We start from the raw sequence: 16772 nt of genomic DNA, 5'->3' as shown, positions 1-16772 counted from the left end.
TGATTCGGTCGCGATTATACTCAGTCTTGTTTTTGGCAAACTAACTGAAAAGTTAGGACGCAAAGTTTCCGGTCTAAGGTTTTAAACTATGATAGCGGGACCGCTGATAAGCACATAATCTAGTGCTTTGGATCTTTTGCCTCAAACTAAAAAGTATTTATTTTGTACGGTTGTTAGATAATGCCTATTAGTTGTTCTTAGGGTGATACTTTGTTTATGCATACGTCAATGGCCTCCGGGAAGTGGTTGCCGATTGGTTGCTTGAATCATCATACCCAACTATTTGTTGGTGATAGGGTGATTGTGACCTTTTATGACATGCAAGGAGAGCTAGTCGATTTATCATTCGAATATCCAATAGTCAGTACGGATCAAGGTGAGCCTCATAATTGGCCGCGCTCCGTTGCTGAGCATATTAATGTGCATATTCCGCTAGTAAAAGCTGGAAAAATGACTGATCAAGGTTTAGTGGTAGCCTATCGCTCAAACCAAATTTATGCCCTAGAAGGCTCGGGTATTACGCATGTAAAAGTGGCGTTTAATTGTATCGCCAAGTGTGAAGAGCGAGTAAAAGATAGTCTGCAAGATTATGACTATGTTTATCCTCAAGCATGCAACGATTACAGTGCAGGAATTAAGGTTTTACAACCTAAAACAGGCCATATTTATATGTGTAAACCATGGCCATTTAGCGAGTTTTGTCGTGTTAAAGATTCACACAACCCGCTATTTGAACCAGGTGTAGGAAAAAGCTGGGCTATGGCTTGGCAGCAAGTTTCACATTAAGAGTTTCCCCCTAAATGCTATTTTAGCATTGCTTAGCCCACTCAATTTGAGTGGGCTTTTTTAATACCAACCCGCAATAATACTTAATCATTTTGAGGGATTAAACCTGTCGTTAACTGCGTTAAAAATTCCTCATTTACGACTGCATGGATGCAGGAGGTAGAGCAATGCAGGAGCAATTGCCGAGAACAACTAAATAACGAAATTTTTGCCTTGTTATCAACGAGGTTTTATTGCCTCAAAATAGACTACTTAATTAAGCGGATTGGAATAATTCTGTGATAAACTGCCAGCAATTCGTTTTTTATTTTGGTTTTTTCTTGTGTCGTCAAATTCGTATTCTTTGTCTTTATTAGCGCATCCTCCTGTTGCCAAAAAACAGCCTCATCCATTAACTACTCATCAACTAACTCGCACCGATAACTATTATTGGATGCGTGATGATGAGCGTGAAAATAAAGATGTATTAGCGCACTTAAACGCCGAAAACGATTATTGCGATGAGCAACTCGCCGATATAAAACCACTGCGCGAACAATTATTTAATGAACTAAAAGACCGCATTGTAAAAGACGACAACACGGTACCCGTGAAAGATGGTCAATATTGGTATCACTCAGAAGTACGTGGCGACGATGAATATGCACGCCATTATCGCAGTAGCTCAATAGAGGCACGCGACAAGCACTTGCTGTTAGATGTAAATCAATTAGCTGGCGATTACGAATTTTATGAATTAGGCGAAGTTGCAATTAGCCCTGACGAGCAGCTACTTGCATACTCTGAAGACACTGAAGGTCGTCGTATTTATACCGTGCGTTTTAAAAATATTGCCAGCGGCGAGATGTTTAGTGATGTGCTGGAAAACACCGAAGGCCAAGTGGTGTGGGCTAATGATAATAAAACGGTGTTTTATGTGAAAAAAGACCTGCAAACCTTATTGGGTTTTCAGGTTTACCGCCATGTTTTAGGCACCCCGCAAGCTGATGACGTACTGGTTTATGAAGAGCAAGATAAAAGCTTCTTTATGGGGCTTGGCAAAAGCCGCGATGAAAGCCTGATCATAATTGACCTTGCGACTACAGAAACAAACGATACTTGGGTGCTTGATGCCAATAATCCAGAAGGTGGATTTAGCGCCTTAATGCCACGCGAAGAAGGCCATGAGTTCGATGTCGATAAGCTAGGTGATACCTTTTACATTGTGACCAACTGGCAAGCGAAAAACTTTCGTTTAATGACCGCGACGCAAAGCACCATTGCCGATAAACATCGTTGGCAAGAGCATACAGCACATCGCGAGAACGTATTGTTAGAAGGGGTCGAGATTTTCGATGACTACCTTATCCTCACCGAGCGAGAGCTTGGCCAAACACGTTTTGTAGTGGTGGCTCAGCAAGCCGAGCGTCTTACTTTAGAGTTTGATGACCCTTGTTATTATGCTGCAATTGCCATGAATCCAGAGCCGAATGTGAGCTCTGCGCGTATTTACTATTCAAGCTTAACTACGCCAGGTTCTTTGTATGATGTTGATTTAAAAACAGGTAACAAAACCTTATTAAAACAACAGCAAGTATTGGGTGATTTTAACCCAGAGCATTATCGCTCAGAACGTTTAATGGTTACTGCAAGAGATGGCGAGCAAGTGCCGGTATCTTTGGTTTATCGTATCGACCAATTTAATAAAGATGGAAGTAATCCGCTGTTGCAATATGGCTATGGCGCGTATGGTATTACCATCGATCCTAGTTTTTCAAGTAGCTCACTAAGCTTGCTTGACCGCGGTTTTGTTTATGCGATTGCACATATTCGTGGTGGTGAAATGCTAGGGCGTCACTGGTATGAGCAAGGTAAAAAGCAATATAAGCAAAATAGCTTTAGCGATTTTATTGATGTTACGCATGCGCTTACTGAGCAAGGCTATGCACACCCAGAGAAAGTATTCGCGTCTGGTGGCAGTGCTGGTGGCTTATTAATGGGCGCTGTGGTTAACCAAGCACCTGAGCTTTATTTAGGTATTGGTTGTCATGTGCCATTTTTGGATGTGCTAACTACTATGCTAGATGAGAGTATTCCACTGACGACCAATGAATACGACGAATGGGGTAACCCAAATGATCCAGCGTTTTATGATGTGATTCAGGCTTACTCACCGTACGATAATATTAAGCCACAGGCTTACCCTAATATTCTTGTTACAACAGGGTTTCATGACTCTCAAGTGCAATACTGGGAGCCAATGAAGTGGGTTGCTAAGCTACGTGAGCTTAAAACCGATGACAACATTTTGGTATTTAAAACCGACATGGATGCAGGCCATGGTGGTGCATCGGGTCGCTTTAAAAGCCTTGAAGAAAAGGCATTAGAAATGGCCTTTTTTATTGCTTTATTATCGAATAAAGGCTTAGATAAATAGGTAAATAAATTTTATAAGCGTAAACTTAAGTTGTATTTCAAAGGGGTAAGCATGTTTAAAGCCCATGGTGATTGGCGTTATTTTGTTGAGCCGCCGGTGATTTATGTGGAAATGAGTGGCAGTTTTAATAAAGAAGCCGTTGCTTCATTTAGTATTGAAGTTGCTCAAGAAATCATGAAGTACCCAGAGTTTTCAATTCAGTATGCTGTGGTTAATTTGGAACAATTTGAATTAGCAACTGCCGATAGTATTGAAACTGCTAAGGTTTACTTTCAGGCTGTCAAAGCACGAGGCTACAAACGCGTTGATTACATCAAAGCGAATATCATTGCCCGCAATTTATTAGAAACAGTTTGGTCTGGTGTCGAAATGGATATTAACTTTCACCAAGACGCTGAAAGCTTTTTTCAAATAAGACCCGAGTACGATAATTTAAGAAAGTGGTTAAAATAATACCTTCTGAATATAAAAAAGCCCTCAAGAGAGGGCTTTTTCGTGTCAATTCTGAATATTAACCTAGGTAAGCTTTTAACATCCAAACAAGTTTCTCTTGTTCTTTAATGTAGTCGCCCATTAATGATGCTGTACCTTCGTCATCTGCATCACCAGCTTGTGCTAAGATTTCACGCTGCATTTGAATAAGCGTGCTGTAACCTGCTAAAAGGTTTTCTACTGCAGCAGTGCCTTCTGTGATATTTTTAGCTTCACTGATCTTACTTGCTTCAATGTATTCAGAGAATGCATGTACCGGTGTACCACCTAACGTTAAAATACGCTCTGCAATCTCGTCTACTTTCTCAAGTAGTAAGTTATAAATTTCTTCAAATTTAAGGTGTAATTCAAAAAAGTTACGACCTTTGATATTCCAATGAAAGCCGCGTGCGTTCATATATTGAATTTGGTAGCAGCTTAGTAAAGAGTTTAGTGAATTTACGATATCTTCACTTTTTGCGCTGTTTAAACCAATTGCATTTACCTGTGACATAGATTGCTCCTTAAAAAAACCGTTAAGTGTTTACTTGCTAGTGCTTGGTGTTAAGTATTAGCCATCTTGGTTAATCTGTAAAATGGTTTAATTCGAACACAGTGATAGGTTTTACCTATCAAAGGTTGGTGTTGTCCATTTATGCACTATCAATATAACTTTGAATTACTTTTAATAGACTTGGGGCAACTGAGCAAAAAATCTACCTTATTTTACGAATATTTTAAAATTAGGCAGAAAGTATGATCTAAAACAAGGTTTGCACCTGCTGAGAAACACGCTGATTTAGAACTTGATTTAGGTCAAAAAAACAACGAACCAGAAGCGCATAATGACTTTACCGCATTTAACCAGGAGAAGAAAAATGGACGGTAAAACAGTTAAAGAAAACAAAGCTGAAATAGTCGTTGTCGTGATCGCATTACTTGCATTTGTTATCGGTTTGGTAGGTCATCTAGCAGGTGCTAGCTTCGCAAACTTTGATACCTTTGGCTATATTGCAGCACCTGTACCATTGATCTTAGGGATCATTGTTTTAATCTCATATAAAGTGGCTGCAAGTGCTGAAGATTAAAGTATCACTCACTTTGATTTATAAGCTTAATGATGTAATCCATCACTTGGCGTGAGTAGATCATACTGGTGTGACTCAAATGAAACACCTTATGTTCTGCCATGCCATTGAGCTTGGTTTCATCTATCAAAACTGTACCATCAGAGACACTGCCTTTAGCAATCAGTGGCATTAGCCCTATGGGTAAGTCACCAGCAATACTATAAAGCTTGGCATTAAACGGCCAATTGCCATTCTCAGATAATAGAAACTCCACGCTATTTTTTAACAGCATTTCAAAGCCCTTCTGCTGCATTTGTTTGGCAATATGGCTGCCTTTATGCGGGGTGCCTAAGGTGATCACCTTTTCGACATGGCGGCTTTGAAGAGAATTGGCCTCTAAGTAAGCGCGAGCAACCAAGCCGCCCATTGAGTGGCAAACTAAGGCGGTAGGTTTACCACCAATAAAGCGATCAATCTTATCGAAAATCGCCGCTCTATCGGGAGAGAGCGTGTTATAGGTCAAATTGAGTATTTTTAGTCCTGACTTTTCAAGACGCGCACATAAAGGGCGCATCACAAAGCCTGACATATATAGTCCGTGTAATACTACAACTTGCCTAATTGCCATCGCATTCCTTACATTAACTGTTGCGGTTTAATTTCGATATTTGCTGTGTCTGAGCTAACCCATACTTCACCGTCTTGAATGGTAATAGTGAGCTTAATATTACGATCAGCTAAGTCGGCTAATGCCTGAGTCGCAGCATAATCGAGACTAAAAATACTTAAGTTTTTAAAATCATACAACTTAGGTTGATGTTTTTGCCACCAAATCGCTTGGTTATTTTCACCATAGGTATATAAAACAACTTGCTTCGACTTATTGCAGGCTTTTTTCAGGCGTTTTTCGTCTGGTAGTCCAAGCTCAACCCATAATTCAATTTCTTCGCTATAGTTAATGTGCCAAAGCTCAGGCTCATCATCGGCGCATAAGCCTTTAGTAAACTCTAAGCCTTCACGGGCATTTAGCGCAAAAGCCAACAAGCGGATCATCAAACGTTGTTCGGTTTCTGATGGGTGTTGTGCCAGAGTTAAATTGAAATCTTGATAAATGTGGCGATCCATATCGCTTAACGATAATTGCGCTTTAATAATGGTTGATTTAAGAGCCATAACTGCTTACTTGAAAAAATTTGCGTCATTATAGCGCAATTCGTTGCCGAGCCAGTTAAAATACCGTGAAATTATCTTGTAGGAGTTAAAAATGGCCATCCAGTGGTTCCCGGGTCACATGAACAAAGCCCGAAACGAAATTAAAGAAATCATGCCACAGATGGATGTGATCATTGAGGTACTTGATGCCCGTATTCCTTACAGTAGTGAAAACCCAATGGTTACTGCGCTGCGTGGCGATAAGCCGGTGATCAAAATCATGAACAAGGCGGACTTGGCTGATCCTAAGTTAACGCAAGCTTGGAAAGACTACTTTGAGCAGCAAAGTGGTGTGAAAGCGATTGATTTTGGTAATGATAAAGCAGGTGAAGTGCACCGTATTAATGAGCTTTGTAAAAAATTAGTGCCTCATAAAGTAGGCGCTGATAAACAAATTAAAGCCATGATCATGGGTATTCCAAACGTTGGTAAATCAACGCTTATTAATACTTTGGCCGGCCGTATCGTGGCAAAAACAGGTAATGAACCTGCGGTAACCAAAGCGCAGCAACGTATTAAGCTTGACGATGGCATTATGCTTTACGACACGCCGGGTATGTTATGGCCTAAAGTAGAGAACGAAAACTCTGGTTATCGTTTAGGGGCAACCGGTGCTATTCGTGATACCGCTATCGACTACGAAGAAGTGGCAAGTTACACCGCTGAATATTTACTGCATGCATACCCAGAGCTTTTAAAAAGCCGCTATAAAATTGATGAGCTACCAGAGTCTGACTGGGAGTTTGTTGAAATGGCAGGTAAAAAGCGTGGTTGTATCCGCGGTGGCAATCAAATCGACACTTACAAAATGTCTGAAATTCTTATCAACGAATTACGCGATGGCATTATTGGTCGTATTACCATGGAAACACCGGCCATGCGTGAAGAAGAAGAGCAAATGGTTGCACAGCTTCGCGCTGCTGCAGAGGCGAAAAAAGCCGCTAAAGAAGAAGAGAAAAAACAACGCCGTGCACGTGCACGTAAGAACCGTCGATAAAGTTAACGCATTAACTTTTAGACATAAAAAAAGCCCTGCAAGGGCTTTTTGAGTTTCATATCTACCGTCACCGATATGAGCAATGTAGCAAGTAAAATAAGTAGGGTCGCTTATATGTCGCCAATATCAAGGGGCGTTGCGATTAGCAACATATAAGCTAAAGCTTTAACGTGTCGACACGCGTTTCTGGGGAGAAACAAATTCAATCTCAACAAGTCATCATACTTCGCTTGGCTTGTTGAGATTAATTATCAATTAGGTTTGCGATGCTGTCAATACTTTTTTGAAAATAATTCTCATTTAGTTTTATTGCAGGTTTTGTACGAATTTCAGACATAAAAAAAGCCCTGTAAGGGCTTTTTGAGTTTCATATCTACCGTCACCGATATGAGCAATGTAGCAAGTAAAATAGTAGGGCGATCACCTGTTGCCAATATCAAGGGGCGTTGCGATTAGCAACAGGCGATCTTAGCTTTATCGTGGGCCACACGTGTTTCAGGGTCGAGAAACAAATCAGTTTATTCCGAACAAGTACTTTATCGTCTTGTTGATAGTGATTATCAATTAGATTTACGTGTCTGTCAACACTCAATTGAAAATAATTCTCATTTCTTTGTGTTTGTTTTTTAAACTTCCGTAATACAATGCATTAGCACTAAAGTTAGGCTGTAAATTACGTGCAATAAAAACTATGCTGGGGCTATAACAATTAAAATAATCACATGCGATGTTCTCAATTTGGTCAATAAGCCTTCTTGCAATTGTGTATCTGGCAATTTTATTTGCGGTTGCAGGCTGGGCTGATAAAAGAAAAGTATTGCCTTTTAAAGGCTTAACCTATGGTTTATCACTTGGGGTGTATTGCACCTCTTGGGCGTTCTTTGGCACTACAGCACAAGCTGCATACAACGGCTGGTGGTTGGCTCCGACCTATGCAGGCACTATCTTGTTATTCATTTTTGGGTGGCAAGTCTATTGCCGCATAGCGCATATTTGTCGGCAGCAAAAAATAACCTCAATGGCAGATTTTATTGCGACTCGGTATGGTCAGTCGTCGAGTTTGTCTGGACTCATTTCATTGATTTCAGTGATTGCCATTGTGCCCTATATCTCTTTACAGCTAAGTGCAACTGCACAAAGTATCAACTTACTTACCGACCGTGCTGCCACACAAAGCCATGAAGTATGGGCCGATAGTACTTTTTACATCACGATTGTATTGGCACTGTTTGCTATTTTATTCGGCGCGAGGCGGTTAAAACCCAGTGAGCATAACCCAGGATTGATTGCCAGTATTGCTTTTGAATCTGTGGTTAAGTTGTTGGCGTTTTTAGCGGTGGGTTTGTATGTATGCTTTGCTCTATTCGACAGCCCAGTGGCGCTGTTTGAAAAAGCGCATGACTTAAATATTGATCAGCAAGTGACGGCCACACAAAGTCCAACCTATGTGTATGTTGCTCATACTTTGCTTGGTATTTTGGCGACCTTATGTTTGCCAAGACAATTCCACATGAGCTTTATCGAAAAAAATAACGATAAAGAGCTGGCCTCGGCGCGTTGGCTATTTCCGATTTACCTCTTACTTATTAACCTATTTATTTTACCTATTGCATATGCCGGATTAATTTACTTTCAAGGTCAAGAAGTCGGCTACGACACCTTTGTATTGGCTTTACCTATGGCGGCTGATGATGCTTTTGTGGCGTTATTAGCCTTTTTAGGCGGCTTTTCCGCGGCAACCAGTATGGTGATAGTGTCATCAATTGTGCTTTCAGTGATGATCACTAATGACTTTATTAACCAGTTTATTTTACGCCGCTCGCAACTTACATCGAGCAGTCGCGGGCTTGATAAAAATAACCTATTACATGCACGTAAAATCGTTATCGTATTGATTTTATTGCTTAGTTACTTCACTCACCGAGTGCTAGGCGAAAGTACAACCCTTGCCAATGTGGGTTTGATGTCGTTCACCTTAGTCGCGCAATTTTCGCCAGCCATGATTATAGGCTTATGGTGGCGACAAGCATCGTGTCGCGGTGCGCAATTGGGGATTTTAAGCGGCTTTATTATTTGGGGATACACACTTTTACTACCGAATATCGCTGGAGGTTTAGGAAGCGATAGCTTATGGCTTGTAAATGGACCTTGGGGAATAAGCTGGTTAGCGCCAACCGACTTATTCTCACTAGGCATGGAAAGCATTAGCCAAGCTCTATTGCTATCGTTAGGTGCGAACTGTTTAGTGTATTTCTTAGTGCCTTTATTTAGTCGAGCAACCTTAGCTGAACGCTTACAGAGTAATAAGTTTGTTTCGCAGCTGAATGATTCGAAGGTAAGCAATCATCTACAGCCTTTGAGCTACCATGACCTAGGTGCACTATTGCAACGATTTGCCGAAAAAGAAGCGGCACAGTCTTTGGTAAATCATTACTTTCCGGATGATAAAAGTAAGTGGAAGCGCCCTGCCAATGTCGAGTTAGAGCTATTAGTTGAGCGCGAGATGTCTGCGGTGATCGGCGGCGCATCGGCACGACTTATTTTAGATGTGGCGAAAAATGAGCAGCGCCAGCCTCTAGAACAGGTTGCCGAGTTTGTTGACGAAGCAAGCCAAGTGCTTAAATTTAATCGTGATTTATTGCAATCAACAATCGAAAACATTCAACAAGGGATCAGTGTAGTTGATAGTGAGCTGCGCTTGGTAGCTTGGAACCAAGGCTACAAAAACATGTTCGCCTACCCAGATGATGCGCTTTACATAGGCCGCCCGGTTGCCGACATTATTCGTTTTAATGCCGAGCGCGGTTTATTTAGCGGCGAGAGCATGACCAGCGAAGTTGAAAAACGCTTAGCCTATTTACGCCAAGGCAGTGCTTATAAATACCAGCGCTCGCACAATGATGGTCGCGTGTTTGAAATGCAAGGTAACCCACTGCCAGGTGGCGGCTTTGTAACAACCTATACCGACATCACCGAGTTCGTAAAACAACAAAAAGCGTTAACCGAAGCCAATGTTAGCCTTGAAGAAAAAGTCGCAGCACGCACCTTGGCATTGACTCAAGCAAACCAAGAGTTGTCGATGGCAAAGCAAGTGGCGGAGCAAGCAACGGTCAGTAAAACGCGCTTTTTTGCCGCTGCTAGCCATGATTTACTGCAACCTTTCAATGCTGCGAGCTTGTTTTGTTCTTTAATGAATGAAAAAGCCCAAGACACCGAACTTAAAGAGCTGGCGATGAATATTAAGAATTCATTGGGCAGCGCCGAAGAGTTATTATCGAGTATTTTAGAGTTAACTAAGCTCGATTCAGGCTCATTTAAAGTACAAATGAGCGAGTTTGCTGCCAGTTCGTTGGTTGAGCCTCTGCGTAATGACTACGAAGCCCTTGCCCGTGAAAAAGGCTTAAAGTTCATTATTGAAACCTGTGATGTGCGCTTGCATACCGACAAAGCGCTGTTACGTCGAGTACTACGTAACCTTTTGAGTAATGCGATTCGTTATACCGAGCAAGGTGAAGTGCGCTTAAAAATGCAGTACGACGATGACCATGTATCCTTTATTGTTGAAGACACAGGGATTGGTATTGCATCGAGCGATCAACAAACTATTTTCCAAGAGTTTAAACAGCTTGGTGCAAAGCCAAGCGCCGAGGGGTTAGGCTTAGGGTTGGCAATCACTAAACGTATATGTGACTTACTTAAAATACCCTTAGTGATGGGGTCTGAACTTGGTAAAGGCACGCAATTTACCCTTACCCTGCCTTGTAGAGTGAGTGCTGCGCTTGCGCAAGCGAAAGGCGCTGAAGCATCACAAGAAACAGAGCTGGGGCAATTGCGTATTTGGTTGCTTGATAACGACCGCAACGTGTTAGAGGCATTAAAGCAGCTACTCGAAAATTGGGGCTGTGAAATTTCAATAGCCACTAACTTAGCGGAGCTTGAGCAGTTAAAGGCAAGTCAAGCCCTGCCGCAATTGTTGATTATTGATTATCAGCTTGATGATGGAGTAACGGGACTTGAAGTGATTGAGCAAGCGGCACTAACACACTTACCTGCCATCGTTAATACTGCGAATCATGATGAAGGCATACGCGAATTAGTGCTCGATGCGGGCTATCCATTGCTTTATAAGCCTCTGAAAGCGCCCGCCTTAAAACGCATGATTAAGCGACTGACTTAATCTGCGTTTTGCTCAGTTGCTAAGGTTGACTCTTTGAGGCGTTGCTTAACCTTGGCAACAAAGCGTCTATCTAGGTCGTCTTCATTGCTTAAGAATAACAGCATCTCATTACCGTCATAATCAATAACGGTAAGTGAAGATGTTGTTAGAGGACTTTTTGCATAGTCTGCTTTCACTTCTTTTATTTCATTAAAGTAGAGCAGATCTTTTTCAATTACACCTTGTTCATTTTTCCAGTAACTAAAAAGCGTATTTTTCGTCATGCCATTGCCATCATCTCTGAAATCAAAAAATGCATCGCTATAAAAATACTCCACATTTTCATCACTAGGCATAATCTCTTGACGCTTTAAAAAGTTAACCTGATAAGACCAAAGTTTGTCACCTGTAACTATGGTTGAATTAGGCAATAAGTATAATTCAGCAATTAGCCCATAAAGTAGTAAAGGCGTCGCGAATACAGAAATTAGCAGCTGTCTTGCACGCCATTTTGAGTTGTACTCTAACGCATCTTTAGGTTGGTTCAGGTTTTGAATGTAGTTAACAATTGGTAGCCACAATAAAGGAATGATTAAGAATAGCCACATACCATAGTCACCTAGTGAACTTGCTATTTCACATACAATAATCATTAGCCAAATTACAAAAGCAACCGCAGTTGGTAATATTTTATTTTTGTTAAAGGTTTGTTCGCTATGTTTTATAAGTTGAAGAAACAGTGCAAAAAAGAATAAAGGCGCAAAAATACCTCGGGCAATGGGCATCATATGGCTGTTTTGTTGCTGCTTAATAAACTTCCAATTGCGATAACTCCAGTAATTAATAAATATGCCCAAGCTGAATAAACTATAAAGGTAAAATTTACTGTTGCTTACAGGGTAAAACTGCGCACCTTCAAATTCTGGACGTTTTCGAACTTCAAAACGCCAAGCCGCGATGAAAAAGATGATTGCCGCTAAGTAACTTAAAATAAAAACGCTATACCAGTTGGTTTCGTCATCCGCTGGTGTGGTTGTGGCGCTATTTGTGCCGTATTTAATGATGCCGTAATGGGTCGCGTTATTGAGTTTTTTACGCTCGCTTAGGTAAAGGTCTATTTGATCGGCTGGAATATGATCCTGCTTAGCACTGTAATCAAAGTATAAGGTCAACACCGAGTCTTTAAATGTCACGCGTTTCTCGAGATGAAAAAATGGGTTATCGATTGTGGCCTGCTCATCATCAAACTGCCAATTAGAGTCCGTAAACGTAACCTTTATGGTTGTTTCGATATTATTTGGGTAACGAAACCACATTGGTGCATTGTTACGCTCTCGCTGTTCCGGCTTATAAACTGAGTTTTGAATTTCACTGGCGTAAAAGTCATTTTGAAAATCATTACCCTCAGGTCGCCAAAAGTCATCAATAGTATAGTGCTCATTGGTAATTAGCTGACCGGTGTCCTCTGGGGACTCAACCAGCATAGGTTTGGCAGTTTTTAAGCCCTTGTAGGTATCTTGATAATATTCGCGGTAATCATCTTCTATGCTTTTTAAGCTGTTTTTAGCGATTGAACTGCGGCGGCTAATTGCTTCAAAGTCACCGTATTTATATTGAGTTGAGAAACTAACTGGCTCATCAATACCTTCTGGGATCTGATAATTATCAGAAACCTGTATGCGTTTTAGGGCAGGCTCTGTGAACATATCTGTAAAGCCTGTTTCACCTTGCTTTATTATTAACGCTACATCGTAGTTCGGTTGAGCTAAATTTTCTAAATCGCCGCGCTGATACGAAATGGTCGGATCAAGCCAATAACGCTTACCTTGATGCTCTAAGGTGACAATGACATGGTCAAATAAGCTAGGAGAGACCGGTAAGCTAGCAGTACGTTTTCGGTCTTCAGTGTTAACTAAAGCAGGATGAGCCTCTACCCCGAGCGCTTTAAGTAAAGAAATGAGCAAGACGGTTTTGTCTTTACAGTCGCCATAGCGCAGTGCCAGAGTTTCTGATGCTGGAGTAGGCTGGTGTGAGTTGGTGCCCATTTCTAGGCCCAAATAACGTACTTCGTCTTGGCTAAAGCGCAGGGCAGCCACAATTTGAGACTCTAAATCGGCATGTTGAAACTTAATTTGACGAGCAATTGTTTCAATAGCAGGGCTCACTTCGATGGCAGATTGGTACAAAGGTAACGACCAATTGACTACCTCTTGCCAATTATTTACTTCAGAAAAGTACACTTCCTTGTAAGGCGAATACCAATGCGGTACTTCGCTTGCAGAGCTAAGGGTCGGCTCATTGTGTTGGCTAATCTGGTAGTCAAAACCCGTATCTAGCTTGGTTTTAGTAACAGGCGACTCGCCATTTATAAAGTTGATATATAAGGGCGTAGGCTTTTGCCACTGTACCCGCATAAATTGCTGCACTATCGGCACCGACCAGTTCAGTGTGCGCTTGGTGCTGAAGTGTTGATAAACCGGATTACTGCCCGAAACCGTATAGCTGTAATCTAAAATATCCATGACCCGCATATCATCAATAATGACATTTAGGCTTAAGGTGCCATTGTATATACGACTTGCTAAGTCAGTCTCGCGTTGTAACACCTGTAGCTCGGCACTATTTAGTTTATCTATATATTGGCCGTCACGAATAATGCCTAAACTATTGAGCGTAAGAAATTGATAATTTGGGTCAAAATCAATATTCAGCTGGCTAATATAATCAACCCCAGACTGATTGACCGCTTGCATTACAGTACGATTAAAGCGTTGCTGTGGGGCTTGCTCAGATACCTGAAGCTGAGTGTCGAGCATCAGGTAGAAAGTCCCGTCTCGTATTTGGTCTCGAGGTATCTCAGGGGTAAGTAACTCATGGTGTTTTACCCAGTTAGCTGCGGGCGCAACTTGATACTCTTCAGCGGCTGCAAAGCAGCTCACAAAGAATAAAAAAACAGCCTGTAGCTTAAGTTGTAAGTGCATCCATTTCATTGTTATTTTCTAATTACGTTTAGCTTTATATGACAAATTACTGAATTTCGCTGCATGAGCCAAATAAAGTTCAATATAAATGCTTCTTTTTAGGTCCAATGCTAAATAAGCGTTAGTTTTCAGTGCCTTCTTTGTCAGGTAAATCTGTGATTTCAACGCGGCTATTTACTTCATAGTATTTTTGCGTGATTTTTTTCAAAATCTCGCGGCGCAGTGGGCTTACCTGACCTATTATTTTACTTGAATTATCACCATAGGTCGTAAAGGCCGTATCCCAACCAACTGCCACAATACTTGGATCGATAACTACTGCATTACCGCCACCGTATGGAATATCGCTACCTAAAATATCGGTAATATCGTAATTATCGATACTAAAAGAGAGGTTTTGCACAACTTGGTTTTTATCTGGCTCTGGAATCACTAATGACTGAAGATGAGCAGCTAAATCTTCTTCAAAATTAGGAAAATAGTTTTTCTTTTCAAGGTACAAAGAAGAAACGCGTGTGCTGTGAGTATCAATAACACTGCCTCGATTTGAATTTACAAATTGCACAGCATTGGTGGTCAGAGCGGTAAATACATTTTTTGCTGTATATGGGTGATCTAGTAAATTTGGGCTGCCAATGTAGCCACGGTAATAGCCGTACATTAGTAGTGGATCGTTGTTAAATAGTGGTGCCACAATGTTGTATTCAATGTCGTTCAATGAATACTGGTTACCATTAAAGTTAAAACGCGGCTTATCAAAAAAACTTGGCTCTTCGTTTATTAGCTTAGATAAGTTTTTTACTGGGTACTGCTGAACTAACTCATTGAGTACCGTCACGTTATAAAGATTGAACCAGTAAGCGAGCAGTTCAGACTTTGGCAAGTTACTCAAGTTAATCTTATTTGGCAGGTCGGCCATTTTTTTTTGCACAACTTGCAAAGCTTGCTTCATTTTAGGGTTTTCTTTATAAGAATCATAATAAAAGCGGTTTGCTTCTGTTGCTGTAGACGGTTTAGGGTTAGATGACAACCGTGTACCTATAGCAGTGGTGTGTGAGGTGATGCGGTAGCGGTCAGACACGCCTAAATCAATCACCGAAGCACTTAATATTTGCCCATAGCTAGCGTATTCAAGTGTGGAATTTGAGTTTTCATTATATTGATGAAATTGACTGAACTTCTCTTGGTTAATTGCTGTGGCGGCTGTTTTATTAATAGGTGCCGTTGAATTACAGGCCATTACCAAAATAAGTGACGTTGCTAATGCGATGGGTTTTATGGCGTTTTTCATTTTCACCACCTTGCTTAGTACAAAAAACAAACATATTACTTTTACTTTAAATTGGCAATATCCAGAAAATTAATACAGAAAAAACCAAACTTAAAGCTGGCTATTGCGGCTTTGCTAAGTGTTTTAGTTGGAATTTCAGGGAGATTAAAGCGGCTCATGGCGAGCCGCTTTAGGATACATTATTTATCTTCAGGCTCTTTAGCGGGTAAGTCTTTTATTTCAACGCGGCTATTTACTTCATAGTATTTTTGCGTGATTTTTTGCAAAATCTCGCGGCGTAACGGGCTTACATGACCGACTTCTTTGGTTAAGTTATCACCATAGGTCATAAAGGTTGTATCCCAACCCATTGCCACAATACTTGGATCGGCGACTATCGCATTCCCTCCACCGTATTCAATATCGCTACCTAAAATATCGGTAATATCGTAATTATCGATACTAAAAGAGAGGTTTTGCACAACTTGGTCTTTATCTGGCTCTTGAATAACTAATGATTGAAGATGGTCAGCTAAATCTTCTTCAAAGTTTGGGAAGTAGTTTTTCTTTTCAAGGTATAAAGAAGAAACACGAGTGCTATGGTTACCTATCACACTACCACGGTTTGAATTAACAAATTGCACCGCATTGGTGGTCAGGGCTGCAAACACATTTTTCGCTGTATATGGGTGGTCTAGTAAATTTGGGCTGCCAATGTAACCACGGTAATAGCCATACATTAATAGCGGGTCATTGTTAAATAGCGGTGCAACAATGTTGTATTCAATGTCGTTCAATGAATACTGGTTACCATTAAAGTTAAAACGCGGCTTATCAAAAAAACTTGGTTCTTCGTTTAATAGTCTCGTTAGGTTTTTAACAGGGTACTGCTGCACTAACTCATTGAGTACTGTCACGTTATAGAGGTTGAGCCAGTATGCGAGTAACTCTGATTTTGGTAAGTTACTTAAATTCACCTTGTTTGGCAGGTCGGCCATATTTGCTTGCACTATTTGCAAATCTTGTTTCATCTGAGGATTCTTTCTGTATGAATCATAATAAAAGCGATTTGCTTCTGTTGCGGTAGACGGTTTAGGGTTAGATGATAATCGTGTGCCTATTTTGCTCGTATTATTTGAAATGCGATAGCGGTCTGACATACCTAAATCAATCACCGAGGCATTTAATATTTGCCCGTAGTCAGTGTACTCAAGGGTGATATTTGATTTTTCATCATATTGATGAAATTGGCTAAATTTTTCTTGGTTAATGGCTGTCGTTGCTGTTTTATTAATAGGAGCCGTTGAATTACAGGCGGTAATTAGAATAAGTGATGTTGCTAGTACGATGGGTTTGATGGCGTTTTTCATTTTTATGACCTTCCGTAGTTTAAAAATTAAACATAGCGTGGTT

At 40.8% G+C, this 16772-nt stretch carries 12 protein-coding genes and 1 riboswitch; of the genes, 6 read left to right on the top strand and 6 right to left on the bottom strand.

The window, feature by feature from the left end; genetic code table 11:
• The first annotated feature begins 24 nt into the window (after positions 1-24).
• Positions 25-108: riboswitch (cyclic di-GMP riboswitch) on the top strand.
• Between the two features lie 108 nt (positions 109-216).
• From NO991_RS14680 to NO991_RS14670, 3 genes are all read left to right on the top strand, one after another.
• Positions 217-786 carry a hypothetical protein gene (locus NO991_RS14680; protein ID WP_054552308.1) on the top strand — a complete coding sequence of 190 codons (570 nt, stop codon included), beginning with the start codon at positions 217-219 and terminating at the stop codon, positions 784-786.
• Positions 787-1108: 322 nt separating this feature from the next.
• Positions 1109-3202 carry a S9 family peptidase gene (locus NO991_RS14675; protein ID WP_371352147.1) on the top strand — a complete coding sequence of 698 codons (2094 nt, stop codon included), beginning with the start codon at positions 1109-1111 and terminating at the stop codon, positions 3200-3202.
• Positions 3203-3253: 51 nt separating this feature from the next.
• Positions 3254-3655: a hypothetical protein gene (locus NO991_RS14670; protein WP_054552309.1), complete on the top strand. Its 402-nt coding sequence runs from the start codon at positions 3254-3256 to the stop codon at positions 3653-3655.
• Between the two features lie 58 nt (positions 3656-3713).
• Here the strand turns inward: NO991_RS14670 and NO991_RS14665 are convergent, their stop codons facing one another.
• Positions 3714-4187, bottom strand: a complete 474-nt coding sequence (locus NO991_RS14665) for a Dps family protein (protein ID WP_054552310.1) — start codon at positions 4185-4187, stop codon at positions 3714-3716.
• A 364-nt stretch (positions 4188-4551) separates the two neighbouring features.
• Here NO991_RS14665 and NO991_RS14660 point away from each other — a divergent pair, with 364 nt between their 5' ends.
• Complete coding sequence (locus tag NO991_RS14660; RefSeq protein WP_054552311.1) at positions 4552-4761, top strand: hypothetical protein; 210 nt, start codon at positions 4552-4554, stop codon at positions 4759-4761.
• A 4-nt stretch (positions 4762-4765) separates the two neighbouring features.
• On the opposite strand, the gene NO991_RS14655 is transcribed toward NO991_RS14660, so the two are convergent.
• A complete protein-coding gene (locus NO991_RS14655) occupies positions 4766-5371 on the bottom strand; it encodes an alpha/beta hydrolase (protein ID WP_054552312.1) in 606 nt (201 codons plus the stop codon).
• Between the two features lie 8 nt (positions 5372-5379).
• On the bottom strand, positions 5380-5916 hold the full coding sequence (locus NO991_RS14650; RefSeq protein ID WP_054552313.1) for a YaeQ family protein: 537 nt from the start codon (positions 5914-5916) through the stop codon (positions 5380-5382).
• 91 nt (positions 5917-6007) lie between these two features.
• On the opposite strand from NO991_RS14650, the gene ylqF reads away from it, so the two are divergent.
• Both ylqF and NO991_RS14640 read left to right on the top strand, forming a co-directional pair.
• Positions 6008-6952 carry a ribosome biogenesis GTPase YlqF gene (ylqF, locus tag NO991_RS14645; RefSeq protein ID WP_054552314.1) on the top strand — a complete coding sequence of 315 codons (945 nt, stop codon included), beginning with the start codon at positions 6008-6010 and terminating at the stop codon, positions 6950-6952.
• Between the two features lie 727 nt (positions 6953-7679).
• On the top strand, positions 7680-11129 hold the full coding sequence (locus NO991_RS14640; RefSeq protein ID WP_300543785.1) for a PAS-domain containing protein: 3450 nt from the start codon (positions 7680-7682) through the stop codon (positions 11127-11129).
• On the opposite strand, the gene NO991_RS14635 is transcribed toward NO991_RS14640, so the two are convergent.
• The 3 genes from NO991_RS14635 to NO991_RS14625 all read right to left on the bottom strand — a co-directional run bounded on the left by NO991_RS14635 (position 11126) and on the right by NO991_RS14625 (position 16729).
• Positions 11126-14098, bottom strand: a complete 2973-nt coding sequence (locus NO991_RS14635) for a DUF3857 domain-containing transglutaminase family protein (protein WP_300363109.1) — start codon at positions 14096-14098, stop codon at positions 11126-11128. The two genes, NO991_RS14640 and NO991_RS14635, sit on opposite strands and share 4 nt — an antisense overlap.
• Positions 14099-14210: 112 nt before the next feature.
• Positions 14211-15380 (bottom strand): DUF547 domain-containing protein, encoded by a 1170-nt coding sequence (locus NO991_RS14630; RefSeq protein WP_371352145.1) that lies wholly within the window; start codon positions 15378-15380, stop codon positions 14211-14213.
• 179 nt (positions 15381-15559) lie between these two features.
• A complete protein-coding gene (locus NO991_RS14625) occupies positions 15560-16729 on the bottom strand; it encodes a DUF547 domain-containing protein (RefSeq protein WP_166341231.1) in 1170 nt (389 codons plus the stop codon).
• Between the last annotated feature and the right edge of the window lie 43 nt (positions 16730-16772).

The organism is Pseudoalteromonas sp. DY56-GL22 (assembly GCF_041414715.1).
GTDB lineage: Bacteria > Pseudomonadota > Gammaproteobacteria > Enterobacterales > Alteromonadaceae > Pseudoalteromonas > Pseudoalteromonas simplex.
This window is presented reverse-complemented; position numbering and strand designations above follow the sequence as displayed.

What these genes read in the sequence shown, in the direction of transcription:
- NO991_RS14680 (WP_054552308.1), top strand. Translation starts at nt 217, where the DNA reads ATGCATACGTCAATGGCCTCCGGGAAGTGGTTGCCGATTGGTTGCTTG.
- NO991_RS14670 (WP_054552309.1), top strand. Translation starts at nt 3,254, where the DNA reads ATGTTTAAAGCCCATGGTGATTGGCGTTATTTTGTTGAGCCGCCGGTG.
- NO991_RS14665 (WP_054552310.1), bottom strand. Translation starts at nt 4,187, where the DNA reads ATGTCACAGGTAAATGCAATTGGTTTAAACAGCGCAAAAAGTGAAGAT.
- NO991_RS14660 (WP_054552311.1), top strand. Translation starts at nt 4,552, where the DNA reads ATGGACGGTAAAACAGTTAAAGAAAACAAAGCTGAAATAGTCGTTGTC.
- NO991_RS14655 (WP_054552312.1), bottom strand. Translation starts at nt 5,371, where the DNA reads ATGGCAATTAGGCAAGTTGTAGTATTACACGGACTATATATGTCAGGC.
- NO991_RS14650 (WP_054552313.1), bottom strand. Translation starts at nt 5,916, where the DNA reads ATGGCTCTTAAATCAACCATTATTAAAGCGCAATTATCGTTAAGCGAT.
- ylqF (WP_054552314.1), top strand. Translation starts at nt 6,008, where the DNA reads ATGGCCATCCAGTGGTTCCCGGGTCACATGAACAAAGCCCGAAACGAA.
- NO991_RS14640 (WP_300543785.1), top strand. Translation starts at nt 7,680, where the DNA reads ATGTTCTCAATTTGGTCAATAAGCCTTCTTGCAATTGTGTATCTGGCA.
- NO991_RS14635 (WP_300363109.1), bottom strand. Translation starts at nt 14,098, where the DNA reads ATGAAATGGATGCACTTACAACTTAAGCTACAGGCTGTTTTTTTATTC.
- NO991_RS14630 (WP_371352145.1), bottom strand. Translation starts at nt 15,380, where the DNA reads ATGAAAAACGCCATAAAACCCATCGCATTAGCAACGTCACTTATTTTG.
- NO991_RS14625 (WP_166341231.1), bottom strand. Translation starts at nt 16,729, where the DNA reads ATGAAAAACGCCATCAAACCCATCGTACTAGCAACATCACTTATTCTA.